This is a genomic window from Castellaniella sp. (assembly GCF_034675905.1).
Taxonomy (GTDB): Bacteria; Pseudomonadota; Gammaproteobacteria; order Burkholderiales; family Burkholderiaceae_B; genus Castellaniella.
The window spans coordinates 274,239-290,108 of record NZ_JAUCCV010000010.1 but is presented as its reverse complement, the minus strand read 5'-3'; the positions used below and the strand labels follow the sequence as shown (position 1 = coordinate 290,108).

The following is a 15,870-nucleotide window of genomic DNA, read 5'->3' as shown; positions in this document are numbered from 1 at the left end:
CGCCAAGGGCGGCATGCTGCGCACTTGGCCAACACGCTGGATCTATCCTGATGACGTCATCCACCTTGAAAATAAAGCTTCGGCCGCTGGAGCGTGTCGATCTGCAGTTTGTCCATCATCTGGACAATAACGCCAGCGTGATGCGCTATTGGTTCGAAGAACCCTACGCGACTTTTACCGAGCTGCAATCCCTGTATGACCAACACGTTCACGACCAAAGCGAACGGCGTTTCATCATCGAATGCGAGGGAGAAAGAACGGGGCTGGTCGAACTGGTGGAAATCGATCATGTGCACCGCCGCGCCGAATTTCAGATCATCATCGCCCCCGAATACCAGGGCAAGGGCTTGGCGGCGAGAGCCACCCGGCTAGCGCTGGAATACGGCTTTAAGGTTCTGAACCTGTACAAAATCTACTTGATCGTCGATAAGGACAACAAAAAGGCGATTCACATCTACGAAAAGCTGGGATTCCTGGCCGAAGGCGAACTGAAAGACGAATTTTTCGTCAATGGCGAATACCGCAGCGTCATCCGGATGCGGCTGTTTCAGCAGGATCATCTGAAACTGCATCGGCCCAAATCGCCGCCGCAAACGGAAAACGCCGCTTATTGACGACGGCGCTTATACGCCCGACAGCATCGATCCCGCTCCCAGCAGCGTGGCGACACCCAGTATTGCGAACACCGCAGCGGCGATCGAGTGCACTAATTTCATCGGGATCCTGGCGGCGAATTTGTCGCCTACAAAGACGGCAGGGACATCGGCGATCAGCATACCCAGCGTGGTGCCGATGATGACCAGGATCGGGGTGCCGTAGTGGGCAGCCATGGCGACGGTGGCGACCTGGGTCTTGTCCCCCATTTCCGCCAGAAAGAACGTGATCAGTGTCGCGCCGAAGATACCGAAACGCTTGGCGACCTGGGTATCGTCTTCCTCGATCTTGTCGGGAATCAGGGTCCAGGCGGCCATGCCGATGAAGGAAAATCCCAGCACCCAGCGCAGGATGTCGGGATTGACGGCTGCCATGATCCAGGCGCCCAGCGCGCCGGCCAGCCCGTGGTTGATCAGGGTGGCGACCAGGATGCCCAGAATAATAGGTAGGGGTTTTTTGAAGCGGGCGGCGAGGATGAAGGCTAACAGCTGCGTCTTGTCACCGATTTCCGCAAGGGCGACGATGCCGGTCGAAACGAACAAGGCTTCCATGATGGTTCCCAGGCCGGACAAGAAACGATTGACCACGATGCATCTCCGGCCAGGATGGATGCAAAGTGGTCAAAGGTCTTGCCAAGTATGACAACCGCTGACGCCATGACCGGTGGGTCAAGTGTGTTGACGTCAGCCTCTTTGGATCAAAGAGCGGCTACTCCCCAATGACGGCGCGATTGTAGCAGCTTAGGCGCGTGATGGCGCCTGGCAGACATCCACCCAGCGGGCATCGGTCAGCGCCGCCAGGCGCTGGGGGGTAATGCGCACGGCGCTGTCCAGGGACCCGGCTGCAGGCATGACGATGTCGTAGTCCCGCAGCCGCACGTCGCAGTACACCGGCAGCGGCTGGATCAGGCCGAAGGGGCAGACGCCGCCGACGGGATGTCCCGTCAGGGCGGCGACCTCGGCGGCTGCCAGCATCTTCGGGCGGCCGCCCAGGGCCTGCTTCAGTTTCTGATTGTCCAACCGGGTGTCGCCGCAGGCCACGATCAGGATGACGTCCTGGCCGACGCGCATGGACAGGGTCTTGGCGATCTGGCCTGGAGCCACCCCGTGCGCCTGGGCGGCCAGCGCCACGGTGGCCGTGCTTTGTCCCAGCTCCAGGATGTCGAGATCGGGGGCGTGTTGCAGGAAAAATTGGCGAACAGAGGTAAGGCTCATGGGGCAGTGTGTGTCATCGGGCAGGGCCTTAGTCTACTGTGCAGACCCAGGCCCTGCCGATCAACGGCGTCAGGCTGCGGCCAGCGCCTGATCCACGTCGGCGATCAGATCGTCGATGTGCTCGATACCCACGCACAGGCGGACCAGGTCGGTGCTGACACCTGCCGCCTTCAGTTCCTCGTCCGTCAGTTGGCGGTGAGTGGTAGTGGCGGGGTGGCAGGCCAGACTTTTGGCGTCGCCGATGTTCACCAGGCGCTTGACGAGCTGCAACTGGTCCATGAACCGGGTGCAGGCCTCGATCCCGCCTTTGACGCCAAAGCTGAACAGCGACGAAGGAATGCCGCCATCGATGTATTTTTGCGCCAGGGCGTAGTCCCGGTTGTCTTTCAAGCCGGCGAAATTGACCCAATTGACCTTGGGGTGTTGCTGCAGGTGCTGCGCCAGAGCCAGGGCGTTCTGACAATGGCGTTCCATGCGCAGGCCCAGGGTTTCGATGCCCTGCAGGATCAGAAAGGCATTGAACGGCGAAATCGCCCCGCCTGTATTGCGCAGGGCTACAGTGCGCGCGCGCCCGGCAAACGGCACGGCGGCGAAATCATCCGCGTATACCACCCCATGGTAGGCGGGTTCGGGTTGGTTGAATTGCGGAAAGCGTGGATTGTCCTTCCAGGGGAAACGTCCCGCGTCGATCAGGATGCCGCCGATGCTGTTGCCGTGGCCGCCCAGATATTTGGTCAGCGCGTGGATGACGATGTCGGCGCCGTGTTCGATGGGGCGGCACAGGGCCGGCGTGGGCACGGTATTGTCCACGGCCAGGGGAATGCCCTTGGCATGGGCGATGTCGGCCAGGGCGGCGATGTCCACGACGTTGCCGGCCGGGTTGCCGACCGACTCGCAGTACACCAGGCGGGTGCGATCATCGATCGCGCGGGCAAAGGCGTCGGGGTCGCGGCCATCGACCAGGCGGGCTTCGATGCCCAGGTCTTTCAGCGTGTGGCGCAGAAAGGTATACGTGCCGCCATAGACCTGGCTGGTGGCGATGATGTTGTCGCCTGCCTTGGCCACGGTCAGCACGCAGGCGGTGATGGCTGCCATGCCGGACGCAAAGGCCAGGCCCGCCGCCCCGCCTTCCAGTTGAGCAACGCGGTTTTCCAGGACATCGGTGGTGGGGTTCTGAATCCGGGTGTAGATGTTACCCGCTACCTTCAGGTCGAACAGATCGGCGCCATGCTGCGTGTCGTCGAAGTAATAGCTGGTGGTCTGATAGATCGGCACGGCGACGGAGTGCGTCTGGGGGTCGCCGGCAAAACCGCCGTGGATGGCGATGGTATCGCGTTGCATGGTGTCTCCTGGGTCAGTGGGATTCAGGCATTTTGTCACGGTTTTTAATTGCCTGGAGTTATAAGTAGATGAGGGTTTACTACGTTGTGCTGGCGGCTCGCCAACGCCTATGCCGCAGCGATGGCGCTTTGGCATATGGACAGGATATCGGATGGCTGGAGCCTGCCTGCGGATTATGATGTGCGGATCAGTCATGAACGGCGAGCCGCTGGGTGTTTTTTATCGTCGCGACCTAGGAGACTCAAGCTGGAATTCTTGAAAATTGCTGCTCTGTTCGCCATCACGGCAGTCGCTGAAATCGTCGGCTGCTACTTGCCGTGGCTGGTTCTCAAACAGGGCAGGCCGGTTTGGCTGCTGATACCTGCGGCGCTGTCATTGGGCCTGTTCGCCTGGCTGTTGACCCTGCACCCCAGCGCCGCAGGCCGCACGTATGCAGCCTATGGCGGAATGTATATTGCGGTGGCGTTGGTGTGGCTGCGCGTCGTCGACGGCATGACGCTGACACGCTGGGATCTGGCGGGGGCGGGTGTCGCGCTGCTGGGCATGGCCATCATCGCCCTGCAGCCGACGGCGGGCGCGTGACGCTGCGCGGCTACCCGCTTGTTTACAAGGTGTATACCGGCAACAGGCTTGCCATGTTCAGCAGGTGGAAAATCGCCGCCAGCACGCCGAAAATGATCACGGCCCAGGCTAATGCATTGCCGCCTGGGCATGTGAATCCTGCATGGTGGTTCGCATGGATGCGCCGGCTTTTGATCACCAGCAGGCCGGGGATGATGCAGGTCCAGATGGTGGCGACCGCGCCGGCATAGCTGATTGCAAAGACAAAGCCGAAAGGCACCAGCAGTGATCCCAGCAAGGGGGGCAGGAACGTGACCAGCGATGTCTTGAAGCGGCCCATGCGGCTGTCTTCGATGCCCAGCAGATCGGCCATGTAGTCGAACAGGCCCAGGCCCACGCCGATGAAAGAAGACAGGATCGCGGCCATGGAAAAGGCCGTGAGCATCGTGTGCACGAGCGGTGACGAGGCAGTGCCGCCAATCGCACTCAGCAGGGTATCGACTTCGCCGCCGGCCGCCATGATCGGGCCGAATTCTGTGCGCGGCACATTGCCGAACACGCCTAGCAGCCAGATGACATAAAAGACGGCGGCGATACCGGTGCCTCCCAGGATGGCGTAGCCGGCGCGGCGCTCGTCACGATAGTAGATGCGCATCGAGGCGACCGAGTGATGGTAGCCGAACGAGGTCACCGCCACCGGCACCAGCATCAGTGCGTATTTGGCATAGGACCCGCCCAGCTCGCCTTGGTTGAGCAACAGGGCCAGATCGATATGGGTTACCAGCCCATAGATGCTGAAACCGAATGTGCTCACCATCAGGATGACTAGCAGGGTAGAGATGCGATCAACCAGGCGCGTGGACCACCACACGAAAGCGCCAAAGAAAATGACGTACAGCGTTGCGGCCGCTTTGCTGTGCAGACCCAGCATGCCCTGCAAGATCTGGCCTGCTGTGGTGGTGTAGGCATACAGCAAAATGGCGCCGACGAAATAGACGGCGAGGTTGTTGATCGTGCTGGCGACCGGACCCAGCAGTTCTTTGGTCACTGAATGGAATGAAGCCCGTATATTGGGAAAGGGCCGGAAAGTTTCCAGCAGCATCCAGCCGGACGCTGTCATGACGATCATCGTCAAGAGGATGACCAGGATCGACCAGCCGGTCCAGGCCCCGGCCCCGGCGCTGGGCAGGGCCAGAATGCCAGCGCCGACGCAGACGCCGGCGACGATGCAAGCGCCTCCGAAAATAGAGGGTGATTGAGCCATGTGTGTCTCCTTTGCTGCGGCGCTTTCTTTGGCCCTGGGGAAAGTGTCGCTAATGTAATCCATATGCGCTGGGATGTACGCGGCCTGCGGCAAGGTCGTCTGTGTGATGCTGGCTTGGTGGGGCGTCAGTGCAGCGTTCCCGGGCCGGAGTGTCCGTCACCTTGCGTATCGTCGGCGCTGTATTCGTCAATGCGCAGATCAGGGGCGCCTTGCATGCTTTCCCAACGGTGCAAGGGGATGCAGGTCTGCAGCCGGATGATCGCCTGACGGATCAGCGCCGCGTGCAGATCGTGACCGACGCCCGAGGCAATGTCCAGTGTCACATCGCCCTGCAGTTCCGCCAGCTGTGCGTGAACCTGACGGGCCTGTCCCACCGGCGCCACGGTATCGCCTGCACCATGCAGCAGATGCAGGGTGGCGGTATGCGGCGCGGTTTCTGGAAGCGCGGCAAAGCGTGTGCAGAACAACAGGGCGCGGCCCGCCAAGCCGGCGGCGGAACATACGGCTTCCAGCACTACCGCGGCGCCTTCCGAGAACCCGACCAGCGCGGTTTGCTCGCCGCTTAGACCGTACTGCTCCTGCCAGGCGGTGATTTCCTTGGCGATGGCCGCTCCCGCGTTCGCGATCAGTTCGACGTAGGCCCGCGCATCCGGGGCGGCATCTGCGATCCAGCGCCGATCAGCCTGCGCCCCAAACGGTCCGTAAGGCTGGATGATCACTGCCTGCGGAAACGCCTGGCGGATGGCCGCCACGGCATCCAGCATCTGGCCTGGCTCGGCAGACTCGCCGTGCAGCACGACGAAGAGCTGGGCCGGCGTATCGCCGGCAGGAAGAATGCACAGCGGGTCGGGCCGCTGGCTGGGCAGATCGTGCATGTGAAGCTCCATCAAAAACGGTTCCCAGAACTCAGTACCCCGTGACCTTGGCGCGGAGTTGCTTGGTGGCGCTGTGTTCGGTCTTGGCCTGCTGGCGGCGGCGCCTGGAACCCTGCGTCGGACGGGTGGGGCGCCGGATCGTAGGGGTCGCGCTGGCCTGGTCAATGATGTCCTGCAGGCGCGCCAGGGCTTCCAGCCGATTCTGCGGCTGACTGCGGCTGGATTGCGCTTTGATCACGATCACGCCTGCGGCGGTAATGCGATGGTCGCGCCGATTCATCAGGCGTTCGCGGATGGGCTCGGGCAGCGAAGACGCCTGGATGTCAAAGCGCAGGTGGACGGCGCTGGATACCTTGTTGACATTCTGCCCGCCGGCGCCTTGTGCGCGGATGGCAATGAATTCAACTTCGTGTTCCTGGATCAGGTGGCGGTGTTGCGTCATAGGTTGACTTCGCGCCATGCGCCGGGTTGCAGATCGTCCAGCGCCCAGGGACCGATGCTGATACGGACCAGGCGCAAGGTCGGCAAACCGACGGCGGCCGTCATGCGTCGCACCTGGCGATTGCGGCCCTCGTGGATGGTGATTTCCAGCCAGGCAGTCGGGATGCTTTGGCGAAACCGCACCGGGGGATCGCGCGGCCAGAGTGGCGGTTCCGCCAGGATGCGGGCCTGGGCAGGCAGGGTGGGGCCGTCTTTCAGGTCCACGCGGGTGCGCAGGCGCTGCAATTGGACGTCAGCTGGTTCGCCTTCGACCTGCACCCAGTAGGTCTTCGCCATTTTGTATCGGGGGTCTGCAATGCGGGCTTGCAGACGGCCGTCATTGGTCAGCAGCAGCAGGCCTTCGCTATCGCGGTCCAAACGTCCCGCCGGATAGACGCCAGGGACATCGACGAAATCTTTCAGTGTCGCGCGCCCTTGGTCGTCGCTGAATTGCGTCAAGACGCCAAAAGGCTTGTTCAGCACGAGCAGGCGGGATTGTTCGGGCGGCGCTTTGGTCACGCGGCGCATTTGGCCGGAACGGTGGCGGCGCGGCGGGTTTCCGGCGGTCATGGGCGGTAATTCGGGGTGGTATCCATGGGGGCGTTTTATAGCCACCGGCGGACTGTGCGCATATAGGCCGGGAATTCCGACGGGAATTTGTCTGTCAACAGACGTTCTTCGGGCATGATCTGGAAGCGCGTGATGAAGGGGATAAAGGCGAGCGCAGCAAGTACCGAGAGCATGTTGCCCAAATACACAGCCCAGCCGATCAGGACGAGCAGTACGCCCAGATACATAGGATTTCGGCTGTAGCGGTATATTCCCGAACTGACCAGCGAGGCGGCGTCCGCAGGGCGTTTCGGGTCGATCGTGGTGTTGGCATGCCTGAATGTGGCAATGCCCGCCAGGCTGATGATCAAACCCAACAGGCTGATGAGCGCTCCAACTGCAGCGCGCTGGAGCCATGTCAGGGTCAGGGCTGGGAATATCGCAGGCAGCAGCCACATGATCGCCCCGAGGATCAGCATGACCAGGGGCGGCGGAATGAGGAGTTCAAGTCGTTTCATATATGCGGTGTTCATCTGGCGGTCAGGCATCGTGAAAGCCTATGGATCAGGGTGTTCGTTGCCGAGGTTCTTTTGGGGTAAAACTCAGGCAGGCGTGGCCGGTGGCCGCCCGGACCTCGTGTTCAGGCAGGCGGCGGCTCTTGAAACCCATTGCGTGGCAGCCGTATGGAAAGTGCGGGTCAAAGGTAATGTGGAAATGCGCGCACTGATTGCAGGCGATCGGGGGGCGGGTGTGGCGGTTCACTGAGCTATATAGCGTACATTCAAGCGAGGTGTCGCGGTCTTTGCAGGTCCTTTGTCTTCCAGTGCTCACTGTACAACAGGTACTCGTGCGGCTGTGCAATGGCCCTCTCCGGCGTGCCGTTGGTTGATGCGTGGCGGGCGGCCTCTGAATCCACCGAAAACGACTAGACTTGCAAGATGCCCTCCTCAACCTCCTTATCGACCAGCACCGGCAGCAGCCAATGGATCCATCAGATACGGGCCTGGGCGCACGAACTGGGGTTTTCCCAAGTCGGCGTCTCGGGGGTGGATCTGTCTTCGGCGGAACCGCAGTTGCTGCAGTGGCTGGCCCTGGGGTATCACGGTGACCTGCATTACATGGAGCGCCACGGCCTCAAGCGTGCGCGCCCGGCGGAACTGGTCCCCGGCACGATCAGCGTGATCACGGCGCGCATGCCCTATCTGCCGCGCGGCACAGCGCCCGGCTGGCAAGCGCGCGAACTGTCGCGGCTGAACGAACCGGGCGAGGGCGTGGTGTCGCTGTATGCGCGGGGGCGTGATTATCACAAGGTGGTGCGCTCGCGGCTGCAAAAATTATGTGGCCGCATCGAGACGCTGGTCGGTCCCTTTGGCTATCGTGTTTTTTCAGATTCAGCGCCGGTGCTGGAAAAGGAACTGGCCAGCCGCAGCGGACAAGGTTGGCGGGGCAAGCATTCCATGGTGCTCTCGCGTGATGCAGGGTCGATGTTCTTTCTGGGCGAGATCTTTGTGGATTTTCCGCTCGAGCCCACCGATCCGGTCAGCGCGCATTGCGGCACCTGTACCGCCTGTATCGACGTCTGTCCTACGGGCGCCATCGTCGCGCCGGGCGTGGTCGATGCGCGCCGCTGTATTTCCTATCTCACCATCGAAAATCACGGCCCCATCCCCGAGGAATTGCGACCGCTGATGGGCAACCATATCTATGGCTGCGATGATTGCCAGACGATCTGCCCTTGGAACAAATATGCGCAAACGACCGAACTGCCGGATTTTGACGAGCGCTCACCGCTGGTCGGTCACCGGCTGGTAGAACTGTTCGCCTGGGACGAAGCCACCTTTCTAAAATATACCGAGGGCGGGCCGGTCCGGCGCATCAATCACGAGCGCTGGCTGCGCAATATCGCTGTGGCGCTGGGCAATGCGCTGCGTCAGGCCGACGCGGCGCAGGCCCGGGAATTGCGTGCTGCCTTGCTAAGCCGCGCCGATCATGAAAGCGCCCTGGTGCGTGAACATGTCGCCTGGGCGCTGGCGCAGTAAACGCTGCATTCGCATCCTGCTGCGTGTTGAGTATTCATCCGTGGCCTGCGCTGCTCCATTCGCTAACACCGCTCGGACGGATACCCGTGTTGGATGTAGCCGTCGGATAGAATGGGGGCGCTGCCATTTGCTTTTACAGGAGCCGCGTATGACTGCCCGGATCAAGATCGATTTCGTTTCTGATGTGTCTTGTCCGTGGTGCGCAGTGGGGCTTGCTTCGCTGGAAAGCGCCTTGGCCAGGCTTGATGGCGAGGTCGAGGCGCAGATTCATTTCCAGCCCTTCGAATTGAACCCGGACATGCCGCCCGAGGGGCAGGACACCGTAGAACGCTTGTCGCGTAAGTATGGGATGACGCCTGAGCAGGTGCGGCACAACGGCGAGCTCATCACCGCGCGCGGCCTTGAGGTCGGCTTCACGTTTCATATGGACAAGCGCACGCACACGTACAACACTTTCGATGCGCATCGGCTTTTGCATTGGGCCGGCCTCCATGGGCGTCAGTTGGTGCTGAAGCATGCGCTCTTGAAGGCGTACTTCACGGATGGTGAAAACCCCAGCGCGCATGACGTGCTGATCCGCTTGTGCCACGAGTCGGGTCTGGATACCGAGCAAGCACGCGAGATTCTGGATTCCGACAAATATGCGGCGGACGTGCGCGCGCGTGAGCATTTCTACGCACAGCAAGGCATCACTTCCGTCCCGTCCATCATCTTGAATGATCAGCATCTCATTCAGGGCGGCCAGGCGCCCGAGTTCTTCGAGCGCGCCCTGCGTCAGGTGGCTGGCGCCGTGCACGATGCCTGATTTCCCGAATTGCCCTGAATGCGCCGCCCAGGATACCTATCAGGATGGCGAACACTATATTTGTCCGCATTGCGCACATGAATGGTCTGCCGAGGCGACGCCTGCCATTGGCGGGCTTGAACTTAAAAAGGTGGTTTCATGGGATTATTGGTCGACGGAAAGTGGCAGGACCAGTGGTACGACACCAAAAGCACGGGCGGGCGCTTCGAGCGCAAGGCCAGCCAATACCGCAACTGGGTGACCAGGGACGGCAGCGCAGGTCCGACTGGCGAAGGTGGGTTCAAGGCGCAAGCAGGCCGTTATCACTTGTACGTGTCCTATGCGTGCCCGTGGGCGCACCGCACGCTTGTGATGCGTGCCTGGAAGGGGTTGGAAGAGCATATAGGCATTTCGGTGGTTCACCCCCTGATGCTGGAAAACGGTTGGGAGTTTGGGACCGATTTTGGAGGGGCCACGGGTGATCGGCTCTACCACTGCGACAGGCTCTACCAGCTCTATCAGAAAGCCGATCCCCACTACACGGGTCGCGTGACGGTGCCCACGCTCTGGGACAGAGAGCGCGAGACCATCGTCAATAATGAGTCCTCCGAAATCATGCGTATGCTCGGTGTCGCCTTCGATGGCGAGGGCGTGGCTCCCGGCGATTACTATCCAGCCGATCTGCGTGCCGGCATTGATGCCGTCAACGACATCATTTATCCGCGCGTGAACAACGGTGTGTATCGGGCAGGGTTCGCTACCAGCCAGGCAGCCTACGACGAGGCCGTGACGGCGCTCTTCGATACTCTCGAGGACTTAGAGCACCGGCTGGGCAAGAGCCGCTATCTTCTGGGCAATGTGCTGACTGAAGCAGATCTGCGCCTGTGGACCACGCTTGTGCGCTTTGATGCGGTGTATGTCACGCACTTCAAGTGCGACCGCAAGCGCATCGCCGACTATCCAAACCTTTCAGGCCTCTTGCGCGATATCTACCAGATGCCGGGTGTCGCACAAACGGTGTACATGGATCACATTCGCCACCACTATTTTCGCAGCCATCCGACGATCAACCCGCACGGTATCATTTCCGTAGGCCCGCAGCAGGATCTTTCCACGCCGCATGATCGGGAACGGTTCGGTCAAAGAGTCGTTCGGGGCATCTGAAATGGCGCCAAATTTCGACGCCTAGACCAATCGCGCCGCTCAGGTCGTGGCGAACCGTCTGACCATGGCGGCGCTCGCTTCGTTGAGTCCGACTATCTCCACGGCAGCACCTTCTCGCCGCAGTTTGATGATGGTCTTATCCAGAATGCCTACGGCCGATATATCCCAGACGTGTGCGTGGGAAACATCAATCACCACCTTGTCGACCACCTCCTTGAAATCAATCGACTCCGCAAATCGTTCGGCAGAGGCGAAAAATACTTGCCCAGAATAAAAATAGGTGCGTGTCTTGCCATCCGGCGAGAGCTCGGAACGGACCGTAAAGAGCTGCCTTACCTTGCTGGCGAAGAACAGTCCGCTCAGCACCACGCCGGCCAGCACGCCCTGGGCCAAGTCATGCGTCCAGACCACGACGACAACCGTCACGAGCATCACCACCGACGACTGCCAGGGATGAGAGCGGAGATTCTTGATGGACCCCCAGCTGAAGGTGCCAATCGACACCATGATCATCACCGCAACCAGCGCCGGCATCGGGATGCGTGAAACCAATGGTCCAAGGGCGACAATCAGGAAAAGAAGAAACGTACCGGCCACGAACGTCGATAAGCGCGTGTATCCGCCGGACTTAACATTGATGACGGATTGCCCGATCATGGCGCAGCCGCCCATGCCGCCTAGAAACCCGGTAAGGAAATTGGCAATTCCCTGGCCTTTGCATTCGCGACGCTTATCGCTGGGCGTGTCAGTCAGATCATCGACGATCTGAGCGGTCATCATGGATTCCAGAAGGCCTACCGCCGCCATGGCCAGTGAAAAAGGAAAAACGATACGCAGCGTTTCCAATGTAAAGGGCACGTTTGGGATGAAGAATGACGGCAGCGCGGAGGGCAGGTCGCCCATGTCACCCACCGTGTGCACGTTCAGATTGCCATAGATGGCAACCATGGTGAGCACAACGATGGCAATCAGAGGCGAAGGTATCGCCTTGGTAAGCCGTGGCACAAGGTAGATGATGGCTAGACCCGCGGCGACCATGGCATACGTCACCCATGTGACATGAGTCAGTTGTGGCAGTTGGGCAATGAATATCAGAATGGCCAATGCGTTTACAAAACCCGTGACCACTGACCTGGACACGTACTGCATCAGAAGATCGAGCCTTAAGAAACCCGCCGCCACTTGCAGCAGGCCCATCAGCATCGTTGCGGCAAAAAGGTAATCGACCCCATGATCGCGAACCAAGGGCACAACGAGTACGGCAACCGCAGCGGTGGCCGCGGAAATCATTCCCGGTCGTCCGCCGACCAAGGAAATGATGACAGCGATGGAGAAGGATGCATAGAGTCCCACGCTCGGGTCTACGCCGGCGATGATGGAGAAACCGATCGCCTCCGGGATAAGAGCCAGCGCGACCAGGATGCCGGCGAGCATATCGGCGCGCGGACTGAACCACCATTCGCGGTGAAACGAGGAGAAAAAAGACATGAATTGGCTAAGCTAAAGCTAGCAAGCGAGGGGCGTTGCACCAGCAGTCAGTGAGTAAGTCGGTCTCGGAGCGAGCCTGATTCGCTTGGGATTGTCCGAGGGATAGGCGCCCGGTCGAGCCACCCGGCAAGCCGGGTCCAGTGAAAATCGTGATGTACGATCAGCCGATATCCATTGCGGATACCGAGGACCGGATTGTACCTCGAGAGCCGGAGCTTTCAAAAAAATCAGGACTAGACTGCAGCTTACAGCCTGGTCCCGTCAGTTAAAGCGACTTCACCCAGGCAGTCTCCTGACGTGAAAGCGGCGCAGCATCATGCGCATGCGTAGCGGAAAACAGCGATTGTCCGACGCAAGAAAGTCATCGAGACGCTCAAGATCGTGGTCGTTCGTACGCCTTTGGATGCCGTCCCGCAAAAAGCCGTTTTTACACCGAGGTAAATCGCTTGCCGCACCACGCAAACAGGGTCCGATAGGCGATCGGCCCCTGCTGCTGGATCAATTGCCGCAGCCGGGTGCGATCCGCCTCGGGGACATCATCGGGTGCCGCCGCCAACAGCGCCTGCAACAGCGCATCGGGCACCGCCTGCCACCTGCACAGCGCTCGGCAGATGAACAGCCCGCCCAGCACCAGCCACGCCGCCGTCGTCATGATCGAAAACAGCCAGACACCGGCCATGCCCCCGTCCGGGTCCAAGTAGCCCCCGAGCGGCCCCCAGACGAACAGCCAGCTCAGCAAAAAACCCATGATCCAGAATATCCACCAGACCTTGGTCAGCATCAGCCAGTCGATGGGCGCGTGCCGCAGCAGCCAATGGCGGATCAGGCCATGGACGACATGCCGGGACATCCGGGGCGCGGCAAGCGGGGCGGCGGGTTGCGGGGCGGCTGTCATCTTTAATTTCCTGGTGAACGCAGGCAGGCGGCATACGCGGCGTCTGCAGCCTTGGATTCTTCAAGGGTTTCGCCCCGATCATGCTGCAGCCGTTGGTCGATACGTACCCGGATGCAGGGGTCCGCGTATTCCAGCCGGAAATTGCGGTCCATGATGTGATAGTTCAGGTCGATGATGGCGTTGTCCGCCCGCCAGGCGGCAAACCGATTCTTCCCATTGGGCTGGCGGGCCGGGGACGGCGCCTGGACGACACGATAGCGTGCGCTTAATTCCCGCGCCATAGCCCGCATGCGGACCTGTTCATCACGGTCCTTGTAAAACCGCATCGAGACGCGATCCACGACGTCATCCGCGTTACAGCCGACAGATAGGCCGAGCAGGCCCGGCACGCCCAATGCAGCCACACCCTGAGCGCCCACGAGGATGACAGCGACAGAGGCATTCTGACTGCTGTCCGGCACCTGCGCCAGCACTTGCGCGCACGGCGTTCGGCCAAGCACCCAGCCAAAGGGGGCGGCAATGCCGTCCGTCCCCTGCCGCACCGGCCCGGCCAATTCGACATGGCCGGACAGAATCAGATCATCCAGCGACGGGGTGGGCTGGGCGGATATTTTCGAGAGATAGGTGTTGGCGTCGTACAACATCAAGGCCATCGCGGCCAGCCAGACCAGCGCAGACAGAAGGGACAGACAGGACAGGCACTGGACCAGCCAGCGCCCCCAGCGGGATTGGATTGCAGCCATACTACCGCCCTCTACCACCTTTTCGACGAAAACAGTATATCGTCACTCACTTTTCACCCAGTCCATGGCCTGGCAGCCTCCGTTAATGGGGTAGAACCGAAGAAGCCAAGAAGCTGAACCCATTAGCGCGATTGGCACTTGGTTGACAGCCGCAGGACATAGGACGAAAAAAAAAGCCTGCCAGAAATCTGACAAGCTTTTGAGTCCACTGATGATTCAGTGGTGGTGCAGTCGGCCCCTGGTTTACAACGCGTTCTCCATGCGAAGTAGGCATGGTTAGAACTGCCGGGTAAAGGACAGAGCCGATATTGCGTCGTGTGTCTTTACAAGATACAATACAGCATGATCAAAAGCTTTCGGCACAAAGGCATCCAGCTGTTCTTCGAGACGGGGTCGAAGGCGAAGATTCAGGCCGCTCATGCTTCTCGCTTGCAGCGCCAGCTGATGGCGTTGAATCGCGCTACCAGGCCAGAGGACATGGATGTACCAGGTTGGCGGCTGCATCCACTGAAAGGCTTGGATCTACGAGGACACTGGTCCGTCTGGGTCAATGGCAACTGGCGGCTAAGCTTTGCCTTTGATGGGCAGGATGCCATTTTGGTCGATTACCAGGATTATCACTAGGAGCACACGATGCAGATGCACAATCCCCCGCACCCGGGCAGCCTGCTTAAAGAAGACGTGCTACCCGCATTGGGTCTCACCGTGACCGAGGCTGCCACGCAGCTGGGCGTGTCGCGTGTACAGTTTTCCCGGTTCATCAACGGGCGCTCTGGCGTGACGCCGGAGCTTGCCTTGCGATTGGCAAAGTGGATTCCCGCCCCGACAGCCATCATGTGGCTGCAGATGCAAGCCGATTATGATTTATGGCAGGCAGAGCATTCCGGGCATGTGCTGGATGTGACGGCAGCGCAGCAGCATATGCATGCGTAGACGAGGAGAGGCATTTGCCCTGCTCGCGAACGTTGGTCCGGCGACAGATAGGGTTAAGGGGCAGAGGTGGCGTTTAATGAACTGGAAATGGCGCATATAAAGCGTGTGGTCGGCGGCTTCGTTGAAAGTCGTAGGCCCAGACCCGAGGTGCGCAATCAGCTCGATATCACTTACACGATTGAGGGGCAGTCGGTCTTGATCCAGGAAGATCGCGTCCTGTGCGACGGCTCACGAATTCTTGAGCCGGTGGCCAAGACCACCTGGGTTAAGACTCAGATCCTTATTCATGAAGAAACCAGCGCAAGAAATGCGTCAGCACATCCTGGATGTCGCTAGATCCCTGATGACCCACAAAGGCTATACCGCCGTCGGCCTGACCGAGGTGGTGGCGTCAGCCGGCGTGCCCAAGGGCTCCTTTTACTACTACTTCAAATCGAAGGAAGCGTTCGGGCAGGCGTTGCTGGGGGAGTATTTTTCCGAGTACCTGTCCACGGTGGACACAATGCTCATCACTGCGGAGGGTACCGCTGTCGAACGGCTGACGCGTTATTTCCGCCATTGGGCGCACACCGAGGGGTCGGACCTGCCCAATGAGAAGTGCCTGGTGGTCAAGCTGGGGCCGGAAGTGTGCGATCTATCCGAAGACATGCGCGTGGTGCTGAAAACGGGAACCGATGCCATCATCGAACGCATCGCTCAATGCATCGGTCAAGGGCAACTCGACGGTTCGATCCCGGTTGAAACCCCGGCGCCTATGCTGGCCCAATCGCTGTACCAACTGTGGCTGGGGGCATCCTTGCTGGCCAAGTTGAACAAAGATCACGCGCCTTTCGATACGGCTCTGATCAACACGAAGCGCCTGCTTTCTTGAGCAGTGTTTTTTTAC

The 15,870-nt window shown here is 60.2% G+C and carries 20 protein-coding genes, 1 riboswitch and 1 other annotated feature; of the genes, 9 read left to right on the top strand and 11 right to left on the bottom strand.

The features are described from left to right. Positions 1-50: 50 nt before the first annotated feature. Positions 51-614 (top strand): spermidine N1-acetyltransferase, encoded by a 564-nt coding sequence (gene speG / locus VDP79_RS11495; protein WP_323018335.1) that lies wholly within the window; start codon positions 51-53, stop codon positions 612-614. A 9-nt stretch (positions 615-623) separates the two neighbouring features. Here speG and VDP79_RS11490 read toward each other — a convergent pair whose 3' ends face one another. The 3 genes from VDP79_RS11490 to VDP79_RS11480 all read right to left on the bottom strand — a co-directional run bounded on the left by VDP79_RS11490 (position 624) and on the right by VDP79_RS11480 (position 3,209). Next, positions 624-1,205: a TMEM165/GDT1 family protein gene (locus VDP79_RS11490; RefSeq protein WP_323018943.1), complete on the bottom strand. Its 582-nt coding sequence runs from the start codon at positions 1,203-1,205 to the stop codon at positions 624-626. After that, a riboswitch (yybP-ykoY riboswitch) is annotated at positions 1,206-1,383 on the bottom strand. A gap of 11 nt (positions 1,384-1,394) precedes the next feature. Continuing rightward, positions 1,395-1,868 carry a YbaK/EbsC family protein gene (locus tag VDP79_RS11485; RefSeq protein WP_323018334.1) on the bottom strand — a complete coding sequence of 158 codons (474 nt, stop codon included), beginning with the start codon at positions 1,866-1,868 and terminating at the stop codon, positions 1,395-1,397. Positions 1,869-1,937: 69 nt separating this feature from the next. Next, positions 1,938-3,209, bottom strand: coding sequence for an O-acetylhomoserine aminocarboxypropyltransferase/cysteine synthase family protein (locus VDP79_RS11480; RefSeq protein ID WP_323018333.1), 1,272 nt, complete (start codon positions 3,207-3,209; stop codon positions 1,938-1,940). 246 nt (positions 3,210-3,455) lie between these two features. Between VDP79_RS11480 and VDP79_RS11475 the strand changes: the two genes are divergently transcribed. Beyond that, entirely contained in the window at positions 3,456-3,791 is a 336-nt protein-coding gene (locus tag VDP79_RS11475; protein WP_323018942.1) for a YnfA family protein, read from the top strand. A gap of 22 nt (positions 3,792-3,813) precedes the next feature. Here the strand turns inward: VDP79_RS11475 and VDP79_RS11470 are convergent, their stop codons facing one another. The 5 genes from VDP79_RS11470 to VDP79_RS11450 all read right to left on the bottom strand — a co-directional run bounded on the left by VDP79_RS11470 (position 3,814) and on the right by VDP79_RS11450 (position 7,486). After that, positions 3,814-5,034, bottom strand: coding sequence for an aromatic amino acid transporter (locus VDP79_RS11470; protein ID WP_323018332.1), 1,221 nt, complete (start codon positions 5,032-5,034; stop codon positions 3,814-3,816). 125 nt (positions 5,035-5,159) lie between these two features. Further along, positions 5,160-5,909: an esterase gene (locus VDP79_RS11465; protein WP_323018331.1), complete on the bottom strand. Its 750-nt coding sequence runs from the start codon at positions 5,907-5,909 to the stop codon at positions 5,160-5,162. A gap of 31 nt (positions 5,910-5,940) precedes the next feature. Then, positions 5,941-6,351, bottom strand: coding sequence for an alternative ribosome rescue aminoacyl-tRNA hydrolase ArfB (gene arfB / locus VDP79_RS11460; RefSeq protein WP_323018330.1), 411 nt, complete (start codon positions 6,349-6,351; stop codon positions 5,941-5,943). Beyond that, on the bottom strand, positions 6,348-6,959 hold the full coding sequence (locus VDP79_RS11455; protein ID WP_416233103.1) for a pseudouridine synthase: 612 nt from the start codon (positions 6,957-6,959) through the stop codon (positions 6,348-6,350). Before VDP79_RS11455 ends, arfB begins: the two co-directional genes overlap by 4 nt. Positions 6,960-6,994: 35 nt before the next feature. Then, positions 6,995-7,486 carry an isoprenylcysteine carboxylmethyltransferase family protein gene (locus VDP79_RS11450; RefSeq protein ID WP_323018329.1) on the bottom strand — a complete coding sequence of 164 codons (492 nt, stop codon included), beginning with the start codon at positions 7,484-7,486 and terminating at the stop codon, positions 6,995-6,997. Between the two features lie 390 nt (positions 7,487-7,876). On the opposite strand from VDP79_RS11450, the gene queG reads away from it, so the two are divergent. The 4 genes from queG (at position 7,877) to VDP79_RS11430 (ending at position 10,925) form a co-directional block, all read left to right on the top strand. Then, the gene (queG, locus tag VDP79_RS11445) at positions 7,877-8,977 is read left to right on the top strand and encodes a tRNA epoxyqueuosine(34) reductase QueG (protein WP_323018328.1); all 1,101 of its coding nucleotides are present in this window, start codon (positions 7,877-7,879) and stop codon (positions 8,975-8,977) included. A 148-nt stretch (positions 8,978-9,125) separates the two neighbouring features. Further along, the gene (locus VDP79_RS11440) at positions 9,126-9,782 is read left to right on the top strand and encodes a DsbA family oxidoreductase (RefSeq protein ID WP_323018327.1); all 657 of its coding nucleotides are present in this window, start codon (positions 9,126-9,128) and stop codon (positions 9,780-9,782) included. Further along, positions 9,694-10,023, top strand: coding sequence for a hypothetical protein (locus tag VDP79_RS11435; protein ID WP_323018326.1), 330 nt, complete (start codon positions 9,694-9,696; stop codon positions 10,021-10,023). The genes VDP79_RS11440 and VDP79_RS11435 overlap by 89 nt, the downstream gene beginning before the upstream one ends. Continuing rightward, entirely contained in the window at positions 9,921-10,925 is a 1,005-nt protein-coding gene (locus tag VDP79_RS11430; RefSeq protein WP_323018325.1) for a glutathione S-transferase family protein, read from the top strand. Before VDP79_RS11435 ends, VDP79_RS11430 begins: the two co-directional genes overlap by 103 nt. Positions 10,926-10,964: 39 nt before the next feature. Here the strand turns inward: VDP79_RS11430 and VDP79_RS11425 are convergent, their stop codons facing one another. The 3 genes from VDP79_RS11425 to VDP79_RS11415 form a co-directional block, all read right to left on the bottom strand. Continuing rightward, positions 10,965-12,413, bottom strand: coding sequence for a SulP family inorganic anion transporter (locus tag VDP79_RS11425; protein WP_323018324.1), 1,449 nt, complete (start codon positions 12,411-12,413; stop codon positions 10,965-10,967). Between the two features lie 89 nt (positions 12,414-12,502). Further along, positions 12,503-12,555: a sequence feature (sul1 is cis-regulatory element that is thought to sense ions involved in sulfur or methionine metabolism; They are found in Alphaproteobacteria), on the bottom strand. A gap of 285 nt (positions 12,556-12,840) precedes the next feature. Beyond that, complete coding sequence (locus VDP79_RS11420; protein WP_323018323.1) at positions 12,841-13,308, bottom strand: hypothetical protein; 468 nt, start codon at positions 13,306-13,308, stop codon at positions 12,841-12,843. A 2-nt stretch (positions 13,309-13,310) separates the two neighbouring features. After that, positions 13,311-14,051 (bottom strand): hypothetical protein, encoded by a 741-nt coding sequence (locus VDP79_RS11415; RefSeq protein WP_323018322.1) that lies wholly within the window; start codon positions 14,049-14,051, stop codon positions 13,311-13,313. Positions 14,052-14,393: 342 nt separating this feature from the next. On the opposite strand from VDP79_RS11415, the gene VDP79_RS11410 reads away from it, so the two are divergent. The 3 genes from VDP79_RS11410 to VDP79_RS11400 all read left to right on the top strand — a co-directional run bounded on the left by VDP79_RS11410 (position 14,394) and on the right by VDP79_RS11400 (position 15,855). Beyond that, the gene (locus VDP79_RS11410) at positions 14,394-14,675 is read left to right on the top strand and encodes a type II toxin-antitoxin system RelE/ParE family toxin (protein ID WP_323018321.1); all 282 of its coding nucleotides are present in this window, start codon (positions 14,394-14,396) and stop codon (positions 14,673-14,675) included. Positions 14,676-14,684: 9 nt separating this feature from the next. Continuing rightward, the gene (locus VDP79_RS11405) at positions 14,685-14,984 is read left to right on the top strand and encodes a HigA family addiction module antitoxin (protein WP_323018320.1); all 300 of its coding nucleotides are present in this window, start codon (positions 14,685-14,687) and stop codon (positions 14,982-14,984) included. A 286-nt stretch (positions 14,985-15,270) separates the two neighbouring features. Then, positions 15,271-15,855 carry a TetR/AcrR family transcriptional regulator gene (locus VDP79_RS11400; RefSeq protein WP_323018319.1) on the top strand — a complete coding sequence of 195 codons (585 nt, stop codon included), beginning with the start codon at positions 15,271-15,273 and terminating at the stop codon, positions 15,853-15,855. Positions 15,856-15,870 lie beyond the last annotated feature (15 nt).